This is a genomic window from Mycobacterium noviomagense (assembly GCF_010731635.1).
Classification (GTDB): Bacteria; Actinomycetota; Actinomycetes; order Mycobacteriales; family Mycobacteriaceae; genus Mycobacterium; species Mycobacterium noviomagense.
In genome coordinates this window covers 2,718,098-2,741,193 of the sequence record NZ_AP022583.1, presented here as the reverse complement: position 1 = coordinate 2,741,193, position 23,096 = coordinate 2,718,098, and the positions used below count along the sequence as shown (strand labels likewise).

General features: G+C 65.6%; 31 protein-coding genes and 2 pseudogenes. 6 read left to right on the top strand and 27 right to left on the bottom strand.

Going from position 1 to position 23,096, the window contains the following annotated elements; translation table 11 throughout:
- Window positions 1-66 precede the first annotated feature (66 nt).
- Complete coding sequence (locus tag G6N15_RS12765) at window positions 67-744, top strand: class I SAM-dependent methyltransferase (protein WP_083088282.1); 678 nt, start codon at window positions 67-69, stop codon at window positions 742-744.
- On the opposite strand, the gene G6N15_RS12760 is transcribed toward G6N15_RS12765, so the two are convergent.
- From G6N15_RS12760 to G6N15_RS23245, 4 genes and pseudogenes are all read right to left on the bottom strand, one after another.
- Window positions 741-1,955, bottom strand: a complete 1,215-nt coding sequence (locus G6N15_RS12760; RefSeq protein ID WP_083088270.1) for a zinc-dependent alcohol dehydrogenase — start codon at window positions 1,953-1,955, stop codon at window positions 741-743. The two genes, G6N15_RS12765 and G6N15_RS12760, sit on opposite strands and share 4 nt — an antisense overlap.
- Window positions 1,952-2,716, bottom strand: a complete 765-nt coding sequence (locus tag G6N15_RS12755; RefSeq protein WP_083088283.1) for an SDR family NAD(P)-dependent oxidoreductase — start codon at window positions 2,714-2,716, stop codon at window positions 1,952-1,954. The genes G6N15_RS12760 and G6N15_RS12755 overlap by 4 nt, the downstream gene beginning before the upstream one ends.
- 64 nt (window positions 2,717-2,780) lie before the next feature.
- Window positions 2,781-3,931 (bottom strand): annotated as a pseudogene (locus G6N15_RS12750) (IS30 family transposase).
- Window positions 3,904-4,161: a hypothetical protein gene (locus G6N15_RS23245; RefSeq protein WP_163748060.1), complete on the bottom strand. Its 258-nt coding sequence runs from the start codon at window positions 4,159-4,161 to the stop codon at window positions 3,904-3,906. Before G6N15_RS23245 ends, G6N15_RS12750 begins: the two are co-directional and overlap by 28 nt.
- 135 nt (window positions 4,162-4,296) lie before the next feature.
- Between G6N15_RS23245 and G6N15_RS12740 the strand changes: the two genes are divergently transcribed.
- Window positions 4,297-5,211 (top strand): class I SAM-dependent methyltransferase, encoded by a 915-nt coding sequence (locus tag G6N15_RS12740; protein ID WP_083090061.1) that lies wholly within the window; start codon window positions 4,297-4,299, stop codon window positions 5,209-5,211.
- 9 nt (window positions 5,212-5,220) lie between these two features.
- Window positions 5,221-6,129: a class I SAM-dependent methyltransferase gene (locus tag G6N15_RS12735; RefSeq protein WP_083090060.1), complete on the top strand. Its 909-nt coding sequence runs from the start codon at window positions 5,221-5,223 to the stop codon at window positions 6,127-6,129.
- Here the strand turns inward: G6N15_RS12735 and sppA are convergent.
- Window positions 6,126-7,925, bottom strand: coding sequence for a signal peptide peptidase SppA (gene sppA, locus G6N15_RS12730; protein ID WP_083090059.1), 1,800 nt, complete (start codon window positions 7,923-7,925; stop codon window positions 6,126-6,128). The two genes, G6N15_RS12735 and sppA, sit on opposite strands and share 4 nt — an antisense overlap.
- Window positions 7,926-7,983: 58 nt before the next feature.
- Here sppA and G6N15_RS12725 point away from each other — a divergent pair, with 58 nt between their 5' ends.
- Window positions 7,984-8,910, top strand: coding sequence for an LLM class flavin-dependent oxidoreductase (locus G6N15_RS12725; RefSeq protein ID WP_083090058.1), 927 nt, complete (start codon window positions 7,984-7,986; stop codon window positions 8,908-8,910).
- A 7-nt stretch (window positions 8,911-8,917) separates the two neighbouring features.
- A pseudogene (locus tag G6N15_RS12720) lies at window positions 8,918-10,110 on the top strand (serine hydrolase domain-containing protein).
- On the opposite strand, the gene rplO reads toward G6N15_RS12720, so the two are convergent.
- The 13 genes from rplO to G6N15_RS12655 form a co-directional block, all read right to left on the bottom strand.
- Window positions 10,107-10,547: a 50S ribosomal protein L15 gene (rplO, locus tag G6N15_RS12715; RefSeq protein ID WP_083090057.1), complete on the bottom strand. Its 441-nt coding sequence runs from the start codon at window positions 10,545-10,547 to the stop codon at window positions 10,107-10,109. The pseudogene G6N15_RS12720 and the gene rplO overlap by 4 nt on opposite strands.
- Entirely contained in the window at window positions 10,544-10,735 is a 192-nt protein-coding gene (gene rpmD / locus G6N15_RS12710; RefSeq protein WP_083090056.1) for a 50S ribosomal protein L30, read from the bottom strand. Before rpmD ends, rplO begins: the two co-directional genes overlap by 4 nt.
- Before the next feature lie 2 nt (window positions 10,736-10,737).
- On the bottom strand, window positions 10,738-11,418 hold the full coding sequence (rpsE, locus tag G6N15_RS12705; RefSeq protein WP_083090055.1) for a 30S ribosomal protein S5: 681 nt from the start codon (window positions 11,416-11,418) through the stop codon (window positions 10,738-10,740).
- A 37-nt stretch (window positions 11,419-11,455) separates the two neighbouring features.
- A complete protein-coding gene (rplR, locus tag G6N15_RS12700; protein ID WP_083090063.1) occupies window positions 11,456-11,824 on the bottom strand; it encodes a 50S ribosomal protein L18 in 369 nt (122 codons plus the stop codon).
- Window positions 11,825-11,865: 41 nt separating this feature from the next.
- On the bottom strand, window positions 11,866-12,405 hold the full coding sequence (gene rplF, locus G6N15_RS12695) for a 50S ribosomal protein L6 (RefSeq protein WP_083090054.1): 540 nt from the start codon (window positions 12,403-12,405) through the stop codon (window positions 11,866-11,868).
- A gap of 15 nt (window positions 12,406-12,420) precedes the next feature.
- Complete coding sequence (gene rpsH / locus G6N15_RS12690) at window positions 12,421-12,819, bottom strand: 30S ribosomal protein S8 (protein WP_083090053.1); 399 nt, start codon at window positions 12,817-12,819, stop codon at window positions 12,421-12,423.
- 105 nt (window positions 12,820-12,924) lie between these two features.
- Window positions 12,925-13,110: a type Z 30S ribosomal protein S14 gene (locus tag G6N15_RS12685; RefSeq protein WP_083090052.1), complete on the bottom strand. Its 186-nt coding sequence runs from the start codon at window positions 13,108-13,110 to the stop codon at window positions 12,925-12,927.
- Window positions 13,111-13,114: 4 nt separating this feature from the next.
- Entirely contained in the window at window positions 13,115-13,678 is a 564-nt protein-coding gene (gene rplE, locus G6N15_RS12680) for a 50S ribosomal protein L5 (protein ID WP_083090051.1), read from the bottom strand.
- Window positions 13,678-13,995 (bottom strand): 50S ribosomal protein L24, encoded by a 318-nt coding sequence (gene rplX / locus G6N15_RS12675; protein ID WP_083090050.1) that lies wholly within the window; start codon window positions 13,993-13,995, stop codon window positions 13,678-13,680. Before rplX ends, rplE begins: the two co-directional genes overlap by 1 nt.
- On the bottom strand, window positions 13,996-14,364 hold the full coding sequence (gene rplN / locus G6N15_RS12670) for a 50S ribosomal protein L14 (RefSeq protein ID WP_023370951.1): 369 nt from the start codon (window positions 14,362-14,364) through the stop codon (window positions 13,996-13,998).
- 230 nt (window positions 14,365-14,594) lie between these two features.
- On the bottom strand, window positions 14,595-15,311 hold the full coding sequence (locus G6N15_RS12665) for a DinB family protein (protein ID WP_232070217.1): 717 nt from the start codon (window positions 15,309-15,311) through the stop codon (window positions 14,595-14,597).
- A 68-nt stretch (window positions 15,312-15,379) separates the two neighbouring features.
- Window positions 15,380-15,760: a type II toxin-antitoxin system VapC family toxin gene (locus G6N15_RS12660; protein ID WP_083089137.1), complete on the bottom strand. Its 381-nt coding sequence runs from the start codon at window positions 15,758-15,760 to the stop codon at window positions 15,380-15,382.
- Window positions 15,757-15,999 (bottom strand): AbrB/MazE/SpoVT family DNA-binding domain-containing protein, encoded by a 243-nt coding sequence (locus G6N15_RS12655; RefSeq protein WP_083089138.1) that lies wholly within the window; start codon window positions 15,997-15,999, stop codon window positions 15,757-15,759. Before G6N15_RS12655 ends, G6N15_RS12660 begins: the two co-directional genes overlap by 4 nt.
- A 78-nt stretch (window positions 16,000-16,077) precedes the next feature.
- Here G6N15_RS12655 and G6N15_RS12650 point away from each other — a divergent pair, with 78 nt between their 5' ends.
- Window positions 16,078-16,278 carry a hypothetical protein gene (locus tag G6N15_RS12650; protein WP_083089139.1) on the top strand — a complete coding sequence of 67 codons (201 nt, stop codon included), beginning with the start codon at window positions 16,078-16,080 and terminating at the stop codon, window positions 16,276-16,278.
- Window positions 16,279-16,285: 7 nt separating this feature from the next.
- Here the strand turns inward: G6N15_RS12650 and G6N15_RS12645 are convergent, their stop codons facing one another.
- The 9 genes from G6N15_RS12645 to rpsS all read right to left on the bottom strand — a co-directional run bounded on the left by G6N15_RS12645 (window position 16,286) and on the right by rpsS (window position 23,096).
- Complete coding sequence (locus tag G6N15_RS12645; protein ID WP_083089140.1) at window positions 16,286-17,161, bottom strand: formylglycine-generating enzyme family protein; 876 nt, start codon at window positions 17,159-17,161, stop codon at window positions 16,286-16,288.
- Window positions 17,162-17,164: 3 nt separating this feature from the next.
- Entirely contained in the window at window positions 17,165-17,821 is a 657-nt protein-coding gene (locus G6N15_RS23240; RefSeq protein WP_232070216.1) for a hypothetical protein, read from the bottom strand.
- Window positions 17,822-17,843: 22 nt separating this feature from the next.
- Complete coding sequence (locus tag G6N15_RS12635; RefSeq protein WP_083089141.1) at window positions 17,844-20,192, bottom strand: arylsulfatase; 2,349 nt, start codon at window positions 20,190-20,192, stop codon at window positions 17,844-17,846.
- Between the two features lie 133 nt (window positions 20,193-20,325).
- Window positions 20,326-20,721, bottom strand: a complete 396-nt coding sequence (gene rpsQ, locus G6N15_RS12630; RefSeq protein ID WP_083089142.1) for a 30S ribosomal protein S17 — start codon at window positions 20,719-20,721, stop codon at window positions 20,326-20,328.
- Entirely contained in the window at window positions 20,721-20,954 is a 234-nt protein-coding gene (gene rpmC / locus G6N15_RS12625) for a 50S ribosomal protein L29 (protein ID WP_083089143.1), read from the bottom strand. Before rpmC ends, rpsQ begins: the two co-directional genes overlap by 1 nt.
- On the bottom strand, window positions 20,954-21,370 hold the full coding sequence (rplP, locus tag G6N15_RS12620) for a 50S ribosomal protein L16 (RefSeq protein WP_083089144.1): 417 nt from the start codon (window positions 21,368-21,370) through the stop codon (window positions 20,954-20,956). Before rplP ends, rpmC begins: the two co-directional genes overlap by 1 nt.
- A 3-nt stretch (window positions 21,371-21,373) precedes the next feature.
- Entirely contained in the window at window positions 21,374-22,201 is an 828-nt protein-coding gene (gene rpsC / locus G6N15_RS12615; RefSeq protein ID WP_083089145.1) for a 30S ribosomal protein S3, read from the bottom strand.
- Window positions 22,201-22,818, bottom strand: coding sequence for a 50S ribosomal protein L22 (gene rplV, locus G6N15_RS12610; RefSeq protein WP_083089146.1), 618 nt, complete (start codon window positions 22,816-22,818; stop codon window positions 22,201-22,203). The genes rpsC and rplV overlap by 1 nt, the downstream gene beginning before the upstream one ends.
- Window positions 22,815-23,096: a 30S ribosomal protein S19 gene (rpsS, locus tag G6N15_RS12605; RefSeq protein WP_083089147.1), complete on the bottom strand. Its 282-nt coding sequence runs from the start codon at window positions 23,094-23,096 to the stop codon at window positions 22,815-22,817. The genes rplV and rpsS overlap by 4 nt, the downstream gene beginning before the upstream one ends.

The window sequence follows — 23,096 nt, the reverse complement described above, 5'->3', positions numbered from 1 at the left end:
AAGTTAGTCCTACTTTAACCAAGGATCGCAAAATTCCTCAGGGGCTCAATGGTTCACCATAAGGGTATGACCGAACATCGTCCACATTCTGCCCTCATGGCCTTTGGTAAGCGCCACGATTACCTGCCCGGTGCCGGCAGGGACATTTTCCTTCCCGGGTACGACCTGATGGCCCGCCTCCTGGGCATGAATAAGGTTTACGAAGCACTCATTGCCCAGGCCGACCTCGCTGACGCCCATCGTGTGCTGGAGATCGGCTGCGGCACCGGCAATGTCAGTACCCGCGCTAAACGGGCCCATCCGACAGTAGAAGTGGTTGGGGCTGACCCCGATCCGCTGGCACTGCGTCGGGCGCAACGGAAAGCGCGTGGACTCACCGGCATCAGCTTCGGCCGTGCCTATGCTCAGAAGCTGCCCTATGCGGACGGCGAATTCGACCGGGTGCTGTCATCGATGATGCTGCATCATCTCCCCGACGACGCGAAACCCGACGCGGCAGCAGAAATCTTTCGCGTGCTGCGGCCCGGTGGCAGCCTGCACTTGGTGGACGTCGGCGGCGACATGAGCGCCCGTGACGGTCTCGCGGCACGCCGGATGATGCGCAGCCACCACGTTGCCGGCAACCTCGGCGACGCGATTCCGCGACTCCTGCGCACCGCCGGGTTCGACTGCAGCGAGGTGGCCAGCCATCGGCAACGCTTCACCGGCCGCCTCACCTACTATCGGGCCACCCGTCCGGCCTAGCGCTGGTCGAAGGCAACCTTGACTGCGCCACTTTCGCCCTGGTTGGCGATCGCGAGGAAGGCCTCCCGCCACTGCTCAAGGCGGAAGGTGTGAGTAAGCATGGGCCGCAAGTCAATACGGCCGCCGGCTACCAAGTCGACGTAGTGTTCGATCGCATGCTTGCGCACGCCGTCGACCTCCTCGACGCCGAAAGCGTTGGAGCCGACCCAGCTGATCTCCTTGAAGTACAAGGGGCTCCACTCCCAGCGCCCGGGTGCGTGAACGCCCGCCTTGACCAAAGTGCCGCGCGCCCGAAGGACCCGGACGCCGACTTCGAAGGTTTCCGGTTTGCCGACGGTGTCGTAAACCACGTCGATGGGCCCGGGAAACGCCATCGGTAGTCCTTGCAGCGGCTGGTACAGCCGGCCGCCGCCCCAGGCGACCAGCTCCTCGATCACCGCCAGGCGCGGCTCGTGGGCCAGCACTTTTGTGGCACCGAACCGGCGGGCCAGTTGTGCCTGAGCGTCGAAGCGCGCCACCACCGCTACCGCGACGTCGGGATACAGCGCCCGCAACAAAGCGACGGCGCACAATCCCAACGAACCGGCGCCGTACACCAAGACCCGGCCCGACGGAGGCGGCGGGTGGCGGGTGACCGCATGCAGCGACACCGAACATGGGTCAGCGAAGACAGCGAGCTCGTCGGGCACCGAATCGGGCACGGGAAACAGCATGCTGTCGTGGGCGGGCATCAGCTCGGCGTAGCCGCCGGTGACGTCGGCCGATACCCCGGTGTGGATGCCGGGTTTGATGTCGCCGTCACAGAAACTCCAGCACAAGCTGTAGTCGCCGGCTTGGCATGCGGCACAATGTGGTTCGATGCCACGCGGTCCGCACGACAGCCACGGGTTGAGCACTACGCGCTGTCCGACCTCCCGTCCTCGCGCCTTCGGCCCGACCGCCACCACGTCGGCGACCACCTCGTGACCCATGACTTGCGGGAAAGAGCAGAAGGCGGCCAGCGCGTTGTCGGTGTCGCCCTCGCCGAAGTCGAGCAGTATCTGCTTGGAATCCGACCCACAGATCCCGGTCAGCCGCGGCCGGGTGATCACCCAGTCGTCGTGCAGCAACCCAGGATTCGGGATGTCTTGCAGCGCAACCGGACTGTGGGCAAGGGCGTCCGCCGGGCCATCGAACGGCTCCGGTGGAACCCCGAAAACCAGCGCCTTCATCGACGTGCCATCGCGGCCGCGCCAGCGATGTAGGCGTCAATGCCGGCGTTTTTCGCGTCGACGACCGCCTTCATGTCCGGCAGATAGTGCTCGAAGCGGTCGCTGCCCAGCGCGGCGATGATGCCGTCGGCTACTTCCTGCGCCGGAACTTTCGGACCGCTGTAGAGCGGTTCCTCGTTGCCGGGCTGGTCCCAGATCTCGGTGTCGACGGGACCCGGCTGGATCAGCTTCACCGAGACTCCGGTGCCGTGCAGGTCGACGGCCATCGACTCGCTCCAGCCGCACAGCGCGAATTTGCTTGCGCAGTAAGCGGCTTCGTGGATGATCCCGAGCCGCCCGCCCACACTGGCCACGTTGACGATCGTGCTGGCGCCATGCTCCAGCATCCGGGGCAGCACGGCCAGGGTGAGCCGCATCGGTGCGAAGAAGTTGGTACGCATGACGGTCTCGACCTCGGCGGGATCCAAGGCGGTGACGGCCCGTCGCTTCGGGATGGCGGCGTTGTTGACCAGCACGTCAATACCGCCCAGGGTGTCCCACGCCTCCAGCGCCAGCTGGCCGACCGTCACAGTCTCGGCCAGGTCGGCCACCCACATCGTCGACGCCGACGACGTCGTCCGGCAATCGGCAAGGACCTCGGCGAGACGCTGCGAGCGGCGGGCGATCAGCCCCACCACCGCGCCCTGGGCGGCCATTCGCCGAGCCAGCGCGGCGCCCACGCCAGACGATGCCCCGGTGATCAGCACCCGTTTGCCCGCCACCACGTACCCCATGGCCAAAGCCTCGCGCGAGTGGCCAGTTATGACACGAATTTCGAGCTTGGATTCACGCGGTCGCTGCAACAGATGCGGACGGGTCTGAGAGTAGCCGATCGAGTTCCTCGGCAGGGGTGCGCCAGTTGAAGCGTTTGCGGGGGCGGGCGTTGAGCTCGGCGGCGACGTTGTCGAGGATCCCGGGTCCGTGAAAGGACAGGTCGGTGCCTTTGGGGAAGTACTGGCGCAGCAAACCATTGGTGTTCTCATTGGTGCCGCGCTGCCAAGGGCTGTGCGGGTCGCAGAAGTAGATCGGCAACCCGGTGGCCTCGGTGATCTTGGTGTGCAAGGCCATCTCTTTGCCTTGGTCCCAGGTCAGCGAGCGACGCAAAACCTCGGGAATCTTCGGGATCGCCGCGCTCATCGCCTCAGCGACGGTGGCGGCGCTGCGGTCCTCGGATAGGTGCAGCAGCATCACGAACCCGGTGGTGCGTTCGACCAGGGTGCCGATTTGGGAGGCCTGGTTTTGGCCGATAATCAAGTCGCCCTCCCAATGCCCCGGGATCGCACGATCGTCGGCCTCAGCCGGGCGTTCACTGATGTTGATCATGTCCTTGATCCGGCCCCGAGTGTCGATTGTGCTGCGGCCCTGAGGTTTCCGTTGGGTCCGGCCGGTGCGCAGCGCGGCCTTGACCTGGCGGGCCAGTTCCCCCCGGGGCTGCACATACATGGCCTGATAGATCGTCTCGTGAGACACCCACATCTCCGGATCGTCGGGGAAATCTTCGCGCAGCCGGCCCGCGATCTGCTCGGGGCTGTGCCGCTGTTCCAAGCGTTGCACAACCTCGCCCAACAAGGCCGGGTTGGACTCCAGCTTGCGCGGCTTGGGCGAGCCGGGCCGCATCGACGACGTCTTGGCCGACCCGGGCCCGGTAGCCACAGCTGGTTGCTCCTCGAGCTTTTCCCGGCTGATCGTCGAGGCGTCACGCTGTAACAGCCGCGCGATGTCGGCCTGGGGAAACCCGCCTCCAGCAACTCTTCGAGTCGGCACCGCTCGGTAAACGACAACAACCGCGACGCCGCGGCCGGCTCTAGATCAGCAACAACTGGTGTTCTGGGCACGTAGCCAGCCTGATCGACCCAGCGTCGCGCGGTGTGCTCCGACACGCAGGCACCCACCGCCGCCTGCGCCGGGGTCAACCCGACCGCAGCGCCTCCCAAAATACGTCCCTGACCTGCTGCGAATACCGGATGCCGTGGTGCTTGCTATTGGTCTGATATCCCGCGGCCTTGGCCCATTTTCGGCCTGTGGTACCCGCCACCCCCGCCACCGTGGCGGCCGCCGTCGGCGACAACCCCGATCCAACAGCCCTCCAAAACTCCTCCCGCACCAAAGCCGCCGACTCGACGCTCAGATGAACACCATGACCCCGAAACCCCGTCTGATAACCCATTCGGCCCCAACACCTCCCGATAAGGTGTTGCAGCGATCACTTGAGCCTGACGAGAATTTGCGTGCCATAAGTGGCCGCTCGGCGAACCAGAGAAATTCTTGTTACGTTGGCTAAGTAACGAGCGGAGGGTTGGAGATGGCGCGTACAGACAACGACACCTGGGACTTGGCCTCCAGCGTGGGGGCAACGGCAACGATGGTCGCGGCATCCCGCGCCATGGCAACCAAGGCCGAGCACCGGCTGATCGACGACCCATTCGCCGAACCGCTGGTGCGCGCTGTGGGTGTCGACCTGTTCACCCGCCTGGCGACCGGCGAGCTGAAGCCCGAAGATCTCGAGAACGGCGCCGGCACGAACCGGATGGCCGACAATATGGCGGTCCGCACCAAGTTCTTCGACGAGTTCTTCCTCGAGGCGACCAAGGCAGGTATCACGCAGGTGGTGATCCTGGCCTCGGGACTGGACTCCCGGGCCTACCGACTGCCCTGGCCGGCCGGCACCACGGTGTACGAAATCGACCAGCCGCAGGTCATCGAATTCAAATCCCGAACGCTCGCCGAGCTGGGCGCCAAGCCCACCGCCTACCGGCGCACCGTCGCCGTCGATTTGCGCGATGACTGGCCGGCGGCGCTACGCGCCGCGGGTTTCGACCCGGACAAACCGACGGCGTGGAGCGCCGAGGGGCTGCTGGGCTACCTGCCGCCGGACGCCCAGGACCGTCTGCTCGACACCATCACCGCGCTCAGTGCGCCGGGCAGCCGAATCGCCACCGAAAGCGCACCCAACCGGGACCCGGCCACCGAGGAACGAATGAAGGAACGGATGCGAAGCATTTCCGAGCGCTGGCGCGAACACGGACTGGATCTCGACATGACCGAGCTGGTCTACTTCGGCGACCGCAACGAGGCGGCGGCATACCTGGCCGACCATGGTTGGCAGATGAGCGGGAACAGCATCCGGGAACTCTTCGCGGCCAACGGGCTGCCGCCAATCGACGACGACGACGTGCCGTTCACCGACCGGCTCTACGTCAGCGGCACGCTCGGATAGGGTTCGCCAGTGGCACGAACGCATAACGACACTTGGGATCTGGCGTCCAGCGTCGGCGCGACCGCGACCATGATCGCCGCGGGCCGCGCCATGGCGACCAACCACGGCCTGATCGACGACCCGTTCGCCGAACCACTGGTCCGTGCGGTGGGTCTGGAGTTCTTCGTCAAGATGATCGACGGCGACATCGATTTTTCGGCGTTCGAGAACGCATCGCCGGAACGGATGCAGGCGATCATCGACGGGATCGCAGTCCGCACTAGGTTTTTCGACGACTATCTGGTCCACGCCATGAACGCCGGTGTGCGCCAGGCGGTGATCCTCGCTTCGGGGCTGGACTCGCGCGCCTATCGGTTACCCTGGCCGGCCGGAACGGTGGTATACGAGATCGACCAGCCGCAAGTGATCGACTTCAAGACGACCACACTGGCCGGTGTCGGCGCAGAACCCACCGCAACACGGCGCACGGTCAGTATCGACCTGCGTGCAGACTGGCCGACCGCATTGCGGGCTGCGGGGCTCGACGCCACCGCGCCGACCGCGTGGGTCGCCGAAGGCTTGCTGATCTACCTGCCGCCCGAGGCCCAGGACAGGTTATTCGACGACATCACCGCGCTCAGCGTGCCGGGCAGCACCATCGCCACCGAATATGTGCCTGGCATCAAGGATTTCGACGCTGAGAAGGCTCGCGAGCTGTCCCGTCCACTTCGGGAGCAGGGAGTCGACATCGACATGCCATCGCTGGTGTACGCCGGCGAACGCAACCACGTCGTCGACTATCTGGCCGCCAAGGGCTGGGGCGTGAGCACGGCGTCGCGCGCTGAACTGTTCGTGCACAACGGATTCAACGTCCCTGCACCCGAGGACGACGACCCGCTCGGTGAAATCTTCTACGTCAGCGGCACACTCGGGAGCTAGAAGCGGGTCTCCCCCGGCCACAGCAGGCTCACACCGCTCAGCGCTCGCTCACTTTGCTCGATGATCGCGGCCACCGACCGGCCCAGCAACGCGGCTACCGCGTCCGGCAGCGAAACTGCGGCCGGCTGCGAAGACGGACGAGGCCGCACGAAATCCCACAGCGACGAGCTCGGGTAGCTCAGAAGGCGCACGTCGGCGTCTTCGTCAAGGCCGGCCAGGATCTTGGCGCGACGCAACGCTGCGCGTAGTCCACCGAGTTCGTCGACCAAGCCGCGCTCGTGGGCGTCTTCGCCGGTCCAGATCCGGCCCCGAGCGACCGCATCCACTGCCGCCGTGCTCATTTTGCGGCCCTGCGCAACCCGCTGCACGAAGTCGGTGTAGCACAGGTCGGCTTCGGCCTCGACGAGGGCCTGCTGCTCCGGCGTGAACGGCGCATTGATGGACCAGGCGTCGGCATTGGCGTTGGTCCGCACGGCATCGAATCCCACACCGAGTTTGGTCTTCAGGTCACGGGCGATGAGTTTTCCGGTCACCACACCGATCGAGCCCGTGATGGTGCCGGGGTTGGCGACGATCGCGTCAGCTGCTACCGAAACGAGGTAACCGCCGGACGCGGCAATCGTTCCCATCGACGCCACCACCGGCTTGCCGCGATCGCGGGCTTTGTTGACGGCGCGCCATATGGTTTCCGATGCATTGACCGTGCCGCCCCGGCTGTCGACTCGCAGCACGATCGCCGACACCGAATCGTCGGCGGCCGCCTCACGCAGCGCGGCTGTGATGGTGTCGGCGCCGGCAGCGGAGGTGCCGAAGGGCAGTATCCGGTGCCCGCCGCGTCCGCTGACAATCGGTCCGGACACCGTGACGACGGCGACCGCGGGCTTGGGTTTGCGGCCCGGAACCGGCGGCACCGGCGGTGCCAGCCGCGGCCCGCCCATCCGGGCGTAGCGCGACAGGTATAGCCGGGGTGGCGCATTGTCGGCCGCGTCGGCGTCACCGGTTTCTGGTGATATCCCTTCTACGCCAATAAGTTCCGCGATGCGCGCGTAAGCTTCGTCGCGGAAGCCGATCCTGTCGACCAGGCCCGAGGTCACCGCGTCGTCTCGCAGTAGCGGCGCGCGGTCAGCCAGGGCGTCGACGGCTTCGGGGTCGATTTTGCGCGACTCCGCGACCGCTTGCCGCACCTGGCCGTACAGGCTTTCGATCAACCGAGTTTCCGCCTCGCGGTCGGCATCGGTGTAGCGGTCCTGGGTGAAACGGTTTGCCGCAGACTTGTATTCGCCCCTGGCCACGAACTGCGGCTCGATGCCGGCCTTGTCGAGCGCTTGCCGCAGGAACAGGGCGTTGGTGGCGAAACCGACCAGCCCGACCGTTCCCGCGGGCTGCATCCACACTTCGCTGAACGCCGATGCCAGGTAGTAGGACAACGTTCCCGGATAAGTCTCGGCCCACGCCAGCGACGGCTTGACCGCACTGAATGCTGCGATGGCCTCGCGCAATTCCTGGACCGGCCCGGGCGCCGCCTCTGGGAGCTGCACGCGGGCAACCAGTCCTGCCACCCGCCGGTCTTCGGCGGCGCGGTGGATTGCGGCCACGGCTTCGCGGAGTATCAGCGGTCGACCACCGCCACTGATCATCGCCAGCGGGTCAAAACCGCCGGTTTCCGGTGGCACGGATTGCAGGTCCAATTCGAGCACACAGCCATTCGGGACCCCGTGGTGGCGGGCGGTGTCGACGCGGCGGGCCAGGGCCCGCACGTCGTCGACCCCGGGAACGCCAGGCAGAAAGGTGAACATGGACCGAGCCTACCGACGTCTCGGACAGCGCTGACGGCTCCGGCCGTACGGTGGTGGGGTGAGGTTCTCGATCTCGATTCCGCAACTGGATGCCACCGGTTTCGACGGCGCCGGGCTGCGGTCCTATCTCGCCCGCGCCGAGGAGCTGGGTTTTGAAGGCGGCTGGGTGCTCGAGCAGATTGTCGGCAAGGCGCCGCTGCTGGCCCCGCTTGAGCTGCTGGCGTATTCGGCGGCCTGCACCGAACGGCTCCGACTGGGCGTCGCTGTCTTGGTCTCATCGCTGCATGATCCGCTGCAGCTGGCTGCCGCGGTGACTGCGGTCGACCGGCTCAGCCACGGCCGACTCGACGTCGGTGTCGCTCCCGGCGGCGGCTTTCGTCAGTTTTCGGCCTTCGGGGTCGACAAGGCGACGTTCGTGCGGCATTTCACCGAAGGCCTGCAGCTGATGAAGGCGGCTTGGTCAGACGAACCGAGAGTGACGTTTCACGGCCGGTTCCGTCAGGTCGACGACCTGCCCATCCAGCCCAAGCCGGTGCAGCGCCCGCATCCGCCGATCTGGTTCGGCGGTCAGGCACCCAAGGCGCTGGCCCGCGCGGTGCGCCACGGGGACGCCTTCCTCGGCGCCGGTTCGTCGACCACCGCGAACTTCGCCGAAGCGGTGAAGACAGTGCGCCACGAGCTTGACGAGCAGGGCAAGGATCCGGCGCAGTTTGCCATCGGCAAGCGGGTCTACCTCATGGTCGACGACGACGCGGGCCGGGCTCGCGAACGGGTGCTGGCGGGCCTGCGCCGTATCTACGGCACGATGCCGGGTGTGGAGGACGTGCCGGTGTCGGGCACGCCAGACGACGTCGCGGTTGGATTGCGTGAGGTCATCGATGCCGGCGCGCAGATGATCCTGCTCAATCCGGTCGGCGACGACGTCGCTCAAGACCGCAAGCAAATGGAACGCCTTGCCGCAGAAGTGATTCCCCAGCTGGTATAACCACCCCATGGTCCTCAAAGTCACCGTGTCGCCGGATTTGATCGGTGGAGACGTCGACGAGGGTTACGGCAAGGTCGCGGATGCCTTTCGCGCCAACTTCGCCTGCCGCCGCGAGGTCGGCGCGGCCGGGGCGGATACCGCGACGGCATCACCCAGGCACCGTGGCAGCAGGACACCCTGATCAACATGTTTTCGACCACGAAAGGTGTTGCGTCTCTTGCAGTTGCTGTCGCCGCCTCGCGCGGGCTCATCGCCTACGACGCCAGGGTCGCCGACTACTGGCCGGAGTTCGCGCAAGCTGGCAAGGCCGATGTAACCGTACGGCAGTTGTTGTCTCATCAGGCCGGGTTGCCCGCGCTGGATGCGCCGCTGCGGCTGGCCGACTTGACCGACCCGGACAGGGTGTCGGCGGTGCTGGCCGCACAGGCCCCGGCCTGGCCGCCCGGCACCCGGCACGGGTATCACGCCCTCACGTTGGGCTGGTATGAATCCGAGTTGATCCGCCACGCTGATCCGGGCGGCCGGACGCTGGGACGGTTCTTCGCCGACGAGATCGCCGGGCCGCTGGGACTGGACCTGCACATCGGTTTACCGGCCTCGGTGGACCGCGACCGCGTCGCGTATTTACACGGCCGGCCCCGCGCCGAGGCGCTCGCGCATCTCAACACGCTGCCGACGCGCCTGGCGCTGGCCCTGCTGAATCCCTTCAGCCTCATCAGTCGGGCCGCCAACCTGCCCAACGGCATCGACCCCACGCGCAGCGACTACAACCTCGAAGAGATGCGCACCGTCGAGATACCCGCCGCCAACGGATCGGCACGGCACGCCCGGTCGCGAAAGCCTACGGCTGCGTGGCTACCGGTGGTAGCGACATCGGTCTGACCTCAACCACTCTCGACGCGCTGACTCAGCCGGCGATCACGCCCAGCCGCGGACTACGAGACAAAGTGCTGCACGTTGATTCGGTGTTCTCGTTGGGTTACTGTAAACCCGTCCCGCACTTCTGCTTCGGGTCTTCCGACCGCGCTTTCGGCACTCCGGGGCTAGGTGGCTCGTTCGGGTTTCGCCGACCCGGACACCGGCATCGGATTCGGCTACGTGATGAACCGGTTGGGTTTTCACCTGTGGAGCGATCCACGAGAACTCGCGGTGCGCCAGGCGCTGTTCCGCGACGTGCTGGGCGCACGCCCGCAGACTTAGAGCTCGGTGACCGAGCCGCCAGCGGCGGTGATCTTCTCTCGGGCGCTGCCGCTGAACTTGTTCGCGGTGACGTCCACCTTGACCGTCAGCTTTCCGTCGCCGAGCACCTTCACGAGCGAGTTCTTACGAACGGCTCCCTTGGCCACCAGCTCGTCGACCCCCACGGAACCGCCCTCGGGGAACAGCCGGTTGATGTCACCGACGTTGACGATCTCGTATTCGGTGCGGAACCGGTTGCGGAAACCTTTCAGCTTGGGCAGCCGCATGTGGATCGGCATCTGCCCGCCCTCGAACGTCACCGGCACGTTCTTGCGGGCCTTGGTGCCCTTGGTGCCGCGGCCGGCGGTCTTGCCCTTGGAGCCGTCACCGCGCCCGACGCGGGTCCGTTTGGTTTTCGACCCGGGAGCGGGCCGCAGGTCATGAAGTTTGATGGTCACTTCTTATCCTCCACCGGGTCGACCTCGACGAGGTGGCGAACCACCGCGATCAGCCCGCGCGTCTGGGGGTTGTCGTCGCGGATCACCGAATGACGGATCCGCCGTAAACCCAAGGTACGCAAGCTTTCCCGCTGCTTCCAGCGGGCACCGATAGTGCTGCGCACCTGGGTGATCTTCAGCTGTGCCATGGTTACGCCGTTCCCTCACGCGCCGCACTCGCGGCCAGCGTTTCGCTTTCGCGCCGCGCCTTGAGCATGCCGGCCGGTGCGACGTCCTCGATCGGCAACCCGCGGCGAGCGGCCACCTCTTCGGGACGCTGCAGCAGCTTGAGCGCGGCCACGGTGGCGTGCACCACGTTGATCGCGTTGTCGCTGCCCAGCGACTTGGCCAAGATGTCACGCACGCCAGCGCATTCCAACACCGCGCGCACGGCGCCGCCGGCGATCACACCGGTACCCGGGCTGGCGGGACGCAACAGCACCACACCCGCTGCCGCCTCACCCTGCACGGGATGGGTGATGGTGCCGCCGATCAGCGGCACCCGGAAGAATCCCTTGCGGGCCTCCTCGACGCCCTTGGCGATCGCGGCCGGAACTTCCTTGGCCTTGCCGTAGCCGACGCCGACCATGCCGTTGCCGTCGCCGACGATCACCAGCGCGGTGAAGCTGAACCGCCGGCCGCCCTTGACCACCTTGGAGACGCGGTTGATCGCAACGACGCGTTCCAGGTAATTGCTTTTGTCGCCGTCCCGTTCGCGACCGCGGCCGCCGTCGCGGCTCCTGCGGCTTTCGCGGCCTTCGGCGCGTCCTTCACTACGGGGCGCACTGCCGGTATCCGGAGCGGCGCCCGCTGCAGTCGGCTGCTCCGTCATACTGCAGTCCTTCCAGTCTCGTTCGAAAAGCCAATCATCAGAACTTCAATCCGTTTTCCCGGGCAGCGTCGGCCAGCGCCGCGATGCGACCACCGTATTTGTATCCGCCGCGATCGAACACCACGGTCTCGATTCCGGCGGCCTTGGCCCGTTCGGCGATCAGCTGGCCGACCCGCACGCTGCGGGCCTTCTTGTCGCCCTCGACGCCGCGGACGTCGGCCTCGATCGACGAGGCGGCGGCCAGGGTGGTTCCGTTGAGGTCGTTCACCAGTTGCACGTGGATGTGCCGAGACGACCGGTGCACCACCAGCCGCGGACGCTCCGGGGTGCCTGAAATCTTCTTGCGCAGCCGCGCGTGCCGGCGCAGCCGGCTGGCCCGACGGGCGGCAGAGACGCTCTGTCCCACCAGTTTTCCCGGCGCGGTCCCCGATTGTGTTGCAGCCATGACTACTTACCTGTCTTTCCGACCTTGCGGCGCACTTGCTCGCCCTCGTAGCGCACGCCTTTGCCCTTGTACGGGTCGGGGCGGCGCAACCGGCGGATGTTCGCCGAGATCTGGCCGACCTTCTGCTTGTCGATCCCCGAGACCGAGAACTTGGTGGGCGACTCGACAGCGAACGTGATGCCTTCGGGCGCCTCGACCACCACGGGATGGCTGTAGCCCAAGGCGAACTCCAGGTTGTTGCCCCGCAGCTGCACGCGGTAGCCCACCCCGAAGATCTCCATCTTGGTGGTGTAGCCCTGCGTCACGCCGGTGACCAAGTTGGACACCAACGTGCGCGAGAGCCCATGCAGCGAGCGGCTGCGCCGCTCGTCGTCGGGACGGCTGATCACGATCGCGCCGTCGTCGTTGCGCGACACCGTGATTGGCTCGGCGACGGTCAGTGACAACGCACCCTTGGGGCCCTTCACCGACACGTTCTGGCCGTCGATCGTGACGTCGACGCCGGCGGGAATCGGAATCGGCTGCTTACCAATACGCGACATAGCCCAAGCTCCTCCTCACCACACGTATGCGAGGACTTCGCCGCCCACGCCCTGTCTGGCTGCCTGACGGTCGGTGAGCAGGCCCGAGGACGTCGAAATGATCGCCACGCCCAGGCCGCCGAGCACCCGCGGCAGGTTGGTGGATTTCGCGTAGACCCGCAGTCCCGGCTTGGATACCCGGCGTAAGCCGGCCAGGCTGCGCTCGCGGTTCGGCCCGTATTTGAGCTGGATGACTAGCGCTTTGCCGACCCGAGCATCTTCGACGCGGTAGTCGCTGATGTACCCCTCGGTCTTGAGGATCTCGGCGATGTTCGCCTTGATCTTCGAGTGCGGCAGCGTCACTTCGTCGTGGTACGCCGCATTGGCGTTGCGCAGACGCGTCAAAAAATCTGCGATCGGGTCCGTCATAGTCATCGAGCGCTACTCCTCTTCATCGCTGCGCTCTGCATCGTCGATAGCGCGGTCATGACAGCCGTGTCACCTTTCCCGCAGCGGTTCCCGATTCGGGCCTGCTGCGTTTCACCAACTGCTCTTCTGCACGCCGGGCAGCTCACCCGCGTGCGCCATCTCGCGCAGGCAGATCCGGCACAGCCCGAACTTGCGGTACACCGAGTGCGGGCGGCCGCATTTACTGCAGCGGGTGTAGGCCCGCACCTTGAACTTGGGTTTGCGCTGAGCCTTGTTGACCAGTGCCTTCTTTGCCATCTGTTCAGTTCTCCTTGAACGGGAAGCCGAGGGCCCGCAACAGCGCGCGTCCTTCCTCGTCGGTCGCCGCCGAGGTGACGACGCTGATGTTCATGCCTCGGGTCCGGTCGATGGTGTCCACGTCGATCTCGTGGAACACCGACTGCTCGGCCAGCCCGAACGTGTAGTTCCCGGAGCCGTCGAACTGCGCAGGCGACAAGCCGCGGAAGTCGCGGATACGAGGCAGCGCAATGGAAGTCAGCCGGTCCAGAAACTCCCACATGCGATCGCCGCGCAATGTGGCGCGCACGCCGATCGGCATGCCCTCACGAAGCTTGAACTGCGCGATGGATTTGCGGGCCCGCCGGATCTCCGGTCGCTGCCCGGTGATCAACGACAAGTCGGTGACAGCGCCGTTGATCATCTTGGCGTCGCGGGCGGCCTCCCCGATACCCATGTTGACGACAACCTTGACTACCGTCGGGATCTGCATCACGTTGCGGTACCCGAATTGCTTTTGCAGCGCGTCGCGGATCTCTTCGCGGTAGCGGACTTTGAGCCGCGGCTGAACCTTTTCTGCGGTCGTCATCAGATGTCCTTGCCGTTGCGCTTGGAGATGCGGACTTTCTTGCCGGTCTCCTCGTCGACCCGGTAGCCGATGCGGGTGGGCTTGCCGTCGGAGTCGACCACCATCACGTTGGAAACGTGGATGGGCGCTTCCTGGGTGACGATCCCGCCCGAGCGCGCGCCGCGCTGGTTGGTCGAGATGGGCGTGTGCTTCTTGATCCGGTTGACGCCCTCGACGAGCACTTTGTTCTTGGCTGGGTATGCCTTGAGCACCTTGCCCTTGGCGCCTTTGTCTTTACCGGAGATGACCAGGACGGTGTCGCCCTTGTGCACCTTCATCTACAACACCTCCGGGGCCAGCGAGATGATCTTCATGAAGCGCTTCTCCCGCAGCTCGCGGCCGACAGGGCCGAAGATGCGGGTGCCGCGCGGGTCGTTGTCGGGCTTGATGATCACTGCCGCGTTCTCGTCGAACTTGATGTAGCTGCCGTCGGGGCGGCGACGCTCTTTTGCGGTGCGCACCACCACGGCCTTGACCACATCGCCGCGTTTGACGTTGCCGCCGGGGATCGCGTCTTTGACCGTGGCCACGATGACGTCGCCGATTCCGGCGTAGCGTCGCGATGAGCCGCCGAGCACGCGGATGCACAAGATCTCCTTGGCGCCGGTGTTGTCGGCCACCTTCAGTCGCGATTCCTGCTGAATCACCAGATCTCCTCAATCCTGTCCCGGCCACTCCGCTGCATCCCTCGCTGCAACCGGGTTGAACATGTGCACGGCAGGCCGTGCCGTCCCGGTGGGCAGTGCCCACCAAAGACCTGGCGTGCGTGGTCTTCGTCGCCGAAAGGCACGCGGGGCCGTCACCTTGCGCCGGCCGAGGTCTGCCCACGGCAACCCCTAGAGTCTAGGTGACGACCTGCTCAGCGCCAAATTTTCCGCTAGCCGCTTAAGCTGGCGATCCTGCGGATATCGCCGAGGTGGTGAATGCCTTCGTGCATCGCTTGGCGGACGAGCCAACGAGCCGTGCGCTGCTCGTCGGGCAACCGGGTGATGACGCGGTCCCAGTCGCGATCTTTCATGCGGGCCACTTCCTCGCAGAACCCGGATGCGGCTGCTGCGAGCTCGGCCAGCGTGGCAGCGAGGTCGCAATCGTTGTAGCGGAACCGTCGCGCCCGTAAGTCATTGAACATCGGTTCGACTGCCGGGCAATCCTCCTTGCGCGCGCGGTGCAGCCGGATGGTGAAGCTCATGTACACGTCGCGCAGATGGCAGACGTATTCGGCGACCGACCATACCTGCGGGCTGGGGCGCCACCGCCGCGCCTCGGGGGGAATACCCAGGACGGCCTCACGCACCGCGGCCGGTAGGTCGGCGATCGCAGTGACGGCGTCGTCGACGCTGATCCGCTGGTAGACCATGTCGCACACATCGCAGGTGTGATCTTCGGCAGCGAGCTGCGGCAGCTCGAGGCGCATCTGGCTATCCTGCACCACCCAAAAGGCGAGGGCTCGTCGTCGTCGGTGCGGGTTGGGTCGGTCGAAGTAGCTGAGGCGTTTTTCTCGGTTGGCGATGCGGGCGTTGTGGTTGTGGCGGCGTTCGGTGGCGATGCGCTGGGCTCGGTCGTGGGCTCGGGTGCGCCGGCGTTTGGGCAGCATCGCCGTTCGGTCGCAGCAGTAGTCGGGTGGCGCCCCGGCTGCGGTGACTGGGCCATGCGGATTGAGGGCTAGCGAATGAGGCTAACTTCGATCGGCAGGTCTAAGTCCGCCCAAAAACGGTCGGCGGTCATAACGATCGGCGGCGTACTGCGGATGGCCAGGGCAAGGCAGCATCGGTCGCCGAGAGAGAGTTGTTGGCCGCCCGTGATAGCACGCAGAGCGCCGGCAAGCTCCGCGTCATCGGCGGTCACCGGTTCGATGGTGACACCAGCGGCGACCACAAGTTGGCGGACAGCAGAGGCGTCAATGTGCACGTCCACAAGTTTGCCGATCACCTCGGCAAGATTCGGCGTGCCAATGATCGATCCGGTCAGCGCCTGGGCGACCAGGTCGGCACCGGGCTCTTCGTGAACCAACGCCAGCAGCGCCGACGCGTCGAGAACGGTCATTTGTCGTGCGCCTCGGCGCGGCGCTCTGCGAGGAGCTCCTCCACGAGGGAACGATTCGGCGCCTTATCCCGGCCAAGTGCACGGAGTTCGTCGATCGCGTCTGCTGGCCTTTCCATGACGATCCGCAGTCCGTCAAGGCGGACGTGGACGCGATCACCCGGTGCTAGCCCAAGTGCCTCGCGTATCTCAGCAGGTATGACGAGTCGGCCTTGCTTGCCGAGCCGAAGTGTGGCATCCATGCATGAATTGTGCCACGTGCATCGTATTTGTGCCACACCTCGACGGTCCCCGTTTCATCGCGCGATCGACCACCGGCCATGACCGTGGCGCGCATTGCGGCGCTGACCCGGGGTTACTCTCTGTTCGATCCCGCCGCCACCCAGCGCCAGATCCAAGCCCTGGTCGCCCGGCTGCTCGCCATCACCACCCGCCAGGCTGGACCCACCGCCAAAGGGCAAGTCAACAAGCGCGCACGTTCACGTGAGGCAACAGGCCGACACGACAATAACCGCAGGTAACCGTCGCTCAGGACACGCAGCGGAATCCGATATGCGTCGTCGCGGTGTCCTGCGACTGGGGCGAGCGCGCGGCGGGCCGGTAGCGGTGGCAGTACTCCGGTGCGCACAGGTGAGAACCGCCCTTGAGCGTCTGATTGACGGAAGGATCGGCGGGGCCGCTCGGTGTGCAGCAGGCCTTAGGTGGCTGATCGAGCCGATGGTGGGCCCCGAATTCGGTGGTGGTCCACTCCCAGACGTTGCCGATCATGTCGAGCAACCCGAACCGATTCGGCGGGAAAGTTCCTACAGGCGAGGTCCCCGTCCAGCCCAGGGCGCCGTCGTTGCGGTACGGGAATCTGCCCTGCCAGGTGTTGGCCATCAATTGGCCGCCGGGCTTCTCCTCGTCGCCCCAGGCGTAGGTGGTGGAGGTCCCGCCGCGGGCCGCGTATTCCCACTCGGCCTCAGTGGGTAGCCGCCGCCCTGCCCACTGCGCGTAGGCCGCGGCATCGGGATAGGCGATCTGCACCACCGGGTGATCGGCCCGCGCGCCGACATCGCTGTCGGGTCCGAATGGGTGGCGCCAGCATGCGCCCGGTACCCAGTGCCACCACTGCCGCCAGTCGCGCAGGTCGACGGGACCCGACGTCGGGCGGAATACCAGCGCGCCCGGGACAAGGTCGTCGGGATTCGCACCGGGATACTGCGCGGGATCGATCGGTTGTTCCGCGACGGTCACATAGCCTGTGGCAGCGACGAATTCGGCGAATTGCGCGTTGGTCACCGGATGCCGTTCCATCGCAAACGGGGCCACGGAAGCAGTGTGGATGGGAGCTTCTTCGGGGTAGGAGCTCGTCGAGCCCATGCGAAACGCTCCGCCGGGCAGCTCAACCAGCTCGGTCAGCATGATTCAGGGTATGACAACTGCGAAGTCGGCCATCAGCGCGATTTTGGCCGCGTCGAAACCAAGCAGCCCGGTAGGCCCTTCCTGGTGGATGGCGACCAGATAGCCCTTCGTGTTGGTCCAGATATGAGCGATGCGGTCGGCGAAGGCGATTGCGCCTGACGATCCCCGGTACGTCCCGGTCAGCTGCTGGCTGCTGTACCCGCAGAAGGGCGCCGGGGTGATGGTTACTTCGGCACCGGCCTTCGATCGCATCATCGAGTCGTATTGGGCGAAGGCCGCGGCAGGCGTGAGGATCGTCGACGCGATAGTGACCTTTCCCGTCATGCCGTCCGGTCCTGCTAACGCCAGGGCCACGTCACCGTCGCCGGGGGTCGACGTCCAGCCGTCCGGCACGCTGATGGTGATTTTGGGCGCGGCCGGGTCGGCCACGGTGGCGGTGGTTGGCTTGCCGACAACGGTGGCCGGCGGTAAGCATTCCAGTGCATCGGGCGGTATCTGAGCGGGCAGCGTCGTCTCGACACCGGGAACGCCGGTAATTGGATCTGGCTGTGGCTGTCCAGCGCTCGTCGGGGAACTCGCCCCCGGCGCCAGAATCGCCGTGCCCCCAGTGGTTTTGACACAACTGGCCAAGGCGGCCGCCAGAAGGGCCGAGCAGAGCACGACACCCCAGCGCCTCGCCATCTCAGTCGCGCGAAAACGCCAGGGCTAGTTTGTTTCCGAGATCCGTGTAGGCAGCGCCAGAGAGGTCGACCGTGACGTGAGCAATCGCTCCGCCGGTGAACGCGAACGGCGCGTTGTAGCGGCTCGACACTCCGGAACCGCTGTTGCGTCCGACGCTAATCGCGGCCCCGGCTAAGCCAAATGTGCCGGGATGAGTCTTCATGTCCGGCAACGCCGCGACCGCGGTGTCGTCGATGTAGAGCGTGGATTCGCCCAGTGGGGTGTGGCTGTTTTCCACGGTGCCAGTCCGGACGTATTGGACGCCAAACAAGTGTCGGCCCAGCGGAACCGCGCCGGGTGAGGACACGATCTGCTCCTGTTCACCGAGGAAGTTGTAGACGTAGTGGAGCCGTCCGCCCTGGATGAACAGGACGTGTCCGCCGTGGGCACCGCCCTGTTTGAACAACACCCCTTCGGCACCGGTGGTGTCCACCGTCACCTCGGCCAGCACCGAGAATGACCGGCCGTGGATTTCGACGCCTGCCCCAATGCCGACGTCGGCGGTGTTGGGATAGTAAGTGTACGTGGACCGTTCGCCGGCCAGGTAGGGCCGCCAGCGCGACAACGTTTCCAGCAGGTTGAAATCCGCGAGCGGAAGCCCGTTGTATTTGGCGGCTTCGGAAAACCACAGCGCCTTCAGCTCCTCGAGCTTCTCGGGCTGCTCGGCGGCAATGTCGCGGCATTGGCTGCGATCGGCTTCGATGTGGAAGAGTTCCCAGCGATCAGCGTCGAAGTGCGACCAACCGGCGGGTGTGGCGGCGTGGACGGTGTTGGCGAACCAGCCGTTGTGCCAAATGCCCCGTGTGCCCAGCATGGTGTAGAACTGCGTTTCCTTGACCACGGCACTCGGATCTGCCAGGGCAGCTTTGAAACTGACGCCATCCAGCGGACGCTGGGCGATGCCTTTGACCGTCTCCGGCGGCGTGATGCCGAGAAGATCGTAGACGGTCGGGGTGATGTCGCAGACGTTGACGTAGTTGTCGCGCACCTCCCCGCGTACGGCAATCCCGTTGGGCCAAGAGATGATTGCTGTATCGGCGATGCCGCCCTCATGTGAGGCGTAGCGCTTGAACAACTTGTACGGCGTGTTGAACGCCATCGCCCACCCGATCGGATAGTGGTTGTAGGTCTCGGGCCCACCGAGCCGGTCGAAATATTTCAGGCTCTCTTCGACGGTGTCGATGTACCCGTTGAAGAACTTCGTCTCGTTCACCGAGCCGTTCGGTCCGCCTTCACCGCTGGCGCCGTTGTCGGAGATCACCACGATCAAAGTGTTGTTCAACTGCCCGGAGTCCTCGAGATAGTCGAGCACTCGGCCGATCTGAGCGTCGGTGTAGCTCAAGAAACCGGCGAACACCTCGGCCATCCGGGAAAACAATCTCTTCTCATCGGCGGCCAGCGAGTCCCAGGGCCGCACCGTGTCTTGCAGGGGCCACGGTTCGCCTTGCGGCCCTTTCACATCCAAATACGGATTAACAGGCGACAGTTCGGTATCCGGCGGCACGATGCCCATTGCCTTCTGTCGCTCCAGCACGATGTCGCGGTACTTTTCGTACCCCATGTCGAAGCGGCCGGCGTATTTGTCCGCCCATTCCTTGAACACATGGTGAGGGGCATGGCCTGCGCCGGGGCAGACATACGCAAACCAAGGCTTGTCGGGTGCGATCACCTTTGCGTCGCGAATGAACTCGATCGTCTTGTCGGCGATGTCCTTCGACAGGTGGTAGCCGTCTTCAGGACTAGCCGGTGGCGCCACCGGGTGGTTGTCGTAGACCAGATCCGGATACCACTGGTCGGTCTCCCCGCCCATGAAGCCGTAGAACCGCTCGAAACCTCGCGAAAGCGGCCAATTCCGTTTAGTCGAAGCCAGATTCGACTCCTCAAGCGGTGTGAGATGCCATTTGCCGACGCAGTAGGTGTTGTAGCCGCGCTCGGCCAGCACTTCGGAGAGCAACGCGGTGTCGACCGGGATGCGGCCGTTGCAGTTCGGAAAACCGTCGGTGAACTCTTCGATGGTGGCCATGCCCACTGTGGTGGCGTTGCGACCGGTCAGCAACGACGCCCGAGTCGGCGAGCACAGCGCTGTGGTGTGAAACTGCGACAACCGCACACCGTTGTCGGCGATTCTGCTCATGGCAGGCATGTCCACCAGCCCGCCGAAGCAATCCCATGTCGCTATCCCGACGTCGTCCCACACCACGTAGAGGATGTTCGGCGCGTTTTCCGGTGCGGTCGGTGCGGCGTATGGACCCCAATCCGGCTCGGAGTCACGGATATCCAGCCCGATCTTGCCCTGAAACTGCGTTGCCATCACCCGCTCCGTTCTTCTCGGTGCCGCGAGCCTATACCCGTCACATGTCGAATAGGGGTAGAACTCGGGCGCCCGGACGGCGCGCAGGTATGCCGTCTCGACCAGATAGCCGAGAACCAGCCGCAGTTCGGTCTTACTTGGCCTTTTCGAGGATCTCGACCAGCCGCCAGCGTTTGGTCGCCGACAGCGGACGGGTCTCCATCAGCGAGACGCGGTCGCCGATGCCGGCGACGCTGTTCTCGTCGTGTGCCTTGACCTTTTTGGTGGTGCGGATGATCTTGCCGTAGAGCGAGTGCCGCACGCGGTCCTCCAGCTCCACCACGATCGTCTTCTGCATCTTGTCGCTGACGACGTAGCCGATCGCGGTCTTGCGCCGGCCCCGCGGCTTCGGTGTACGCGGAGTGTGCTTGGGACCCTTTTCTTTCGGCGGCGCGGCATCTTTGGCAGCCGCCTTCGTCGGAGCGGCCTTCGACGCCTTGGTGGCGGCCTTCTTCGCTGGGGCCTTCGTGCCGGTCTTAGCCTCTGCCATTACGATTCCTCACCCCCGGGCCCGGACGCCAGACCCAGTTCTCGTTCGCGCAGCACGGTGTAGATGCGTGCGATCTCCTGACGCACGGTCCGCAGCCGACGGTTGTTGCTGAGCTGGCCAGTCGCCATCTGGAACCGCAAGTTGAACAGCTCCTCCTTGGATTCGCGCAGGCGCTCGACCAGCTCGTCGTCAGTGAGCTCACGCAGTTCGCCGGCGGAAACGCCCACTGCCATCAGAACTGCTCCTCTCGGGTCACGATGCGGGCTTTGATCGGCAACTTGTGTATTGCCCTGGTGAGCGCGGCCCGGGCGACGGCTTCATTGGGGTAGCTCAGCTCGAACAGCACCCGGCCCGGTTTGACGTTGGCGATCCACCACTCCGGTGAACCCTTCCCCGAACCCATGCGGGTCTCGGCGGGCTTTTTGGTCAGCGGGCGGTCCGGGAAGATGTTGATCCACACTTTGCCGCCACGTTTGATGTGCCGGTTGATGGCGATACGCGCGGACTCGATCTGCCGGTTGGTGACGTAGGCGTGCTCTAACGCCTGGATGCCGTAGTCGCCGAAGCTCACCGTGGTGCCGCCGCTGGCGATACCGCGCTGGCGGGGATGGTGCTGCTTGCGGTGCTTGACTTTGCGGGGAATCAACATGATTCAGCTCTCCGTGCTCTGCGTCTCGAGGGCCGGCTCAGCGGCCGCGGGAGCGGCAGCCTCCTCAGCGCCTGCGGCCCGTCCCGCCTCGGTGCTGGTTCCCGTCGTCCCTGCAGCGCCGCTACGACGTGGACGGGTACCCGACGGGCGCTCGCGGCGCGGACGGTCGGCGCCCGCTGCGGGTGCGGCCAACTCACGCTTGCCGCCGACGATGTCGCCTTTGTAGATCCACACCTTGACACCGATGCGCCCGAAGGTGGTCTTGGCCTCGTACAAGCCGTAGTCGATGTCGGCGCGCAGGGTGTGCAGCGGGACGCGGCCTTCGCGGTAGAACTCCGAGCGGCTCATCTCCGCACCGCCGAGGCGGCCCGAGCACTGCACCCGGATGCCTTTGACGTTGGGCTGACGCATCGCCGACTGGATGGCCTTACGCATCGCCCGGCGGAACGCCACCCGGTTGCTCAACTGCTCGGCAACCCCCTGGGCCACCAACTGTGCTTGGGACTCAGGGTTTTTCACTTCGAGGATGTTGAGCTGGACTTGCTTGCCGGTCAGCTTCTCCAGGTCGGCGCGGATCCGGTCGGCCTCGGTGCCGCGACGTCCGATGACGATGCCAGGGCGCGCGGTATGGATGTCGACGCGAACCCGGTCACGCGTGCGTTCGATCTCGACGTCGGCGATACCGGCGCGCTCGAGCCCGCTGGACAGCAGTCGCCGAATCGCGACGTCCTCCTTGACGTACTCGGCGTACTGCTTGTCGGCATACCAGCGCGACTTCCAGTCGGTGGTGATGCCCAACCGGAAGCCGTGCGGATTGATTTTCTGGCCCACTACTGCGAGCCTCCCTTCGCTTCCGAAGTCTCTGAAGAAGTCTGCGAAGTCTCGCTCGACTTCGTGGCGGATGCTTTCTTGGCGGGCGCTTTCTTCGCAGGCGCCTTGGCGGCGGTTGCCTTCTTTTCCGGCGCCTCTTTCGCAGGCGCCTTGGCGGGCGCTTTGGCGGCCGTCTTCTTGGCCGGCGCTTCCTTGGTGGCGGCCGCCTTACTGGCCTGGGCGCGGCGGGACCGCGACGACTGAGCGGCCCGCTGATCCTTGACCGGCCGGCTTTCCACCACCACCGTGATGTGGCTGGTGCGCCGGCGGATCCGAAAGGCGCGCCCCTGGGCCCGCGGGCGGATGCGCTTGGCGGTGGGACCGTCGTCGGCGTGGACGGTGGCCACCACCAGCGTGGTCGGGTCGAGGCCATTGTTGTTCTGCGCGTTGGCGGCAGCGCTGGCGATCACCTTGGCCACCGGCTCGCTGGCCGCCTGCGGCGCCCAGCGCAGGATGTCGAGCGCCTCGGCCACAGGCTTGCCGCGGACCAGGTCGATCACCCGGCGCGCCTTGCGCGGCGACACCCGAACGAACCGGGCTTTGGCGACCGCCGAGGGGAATTCGGTAGCGGTGGTCATCGGCGCCTGGCCTTCCGGTCGTCTTTGATGTGTCCCTTGAAGGTGCGCGTCGGCGCGAATTCGCCCAACTTGTGGCCGACCATCGCCTCGGTGATGAACACCGGCACATGCTTGCGCCCGTCATGGACGGCGAAGGTGTGGCCGACGAAGTCCGGAATGATGGTCGACCGGCGCGACCAGGTCTTGATGACCTGCTTGGTGTTCTTCTCGTTCTGCGCGTCGACCTTCTTGAGCAGATGGTCGTCGACGAACGGACCTTTCTTCAGGCTGCGTGGCAT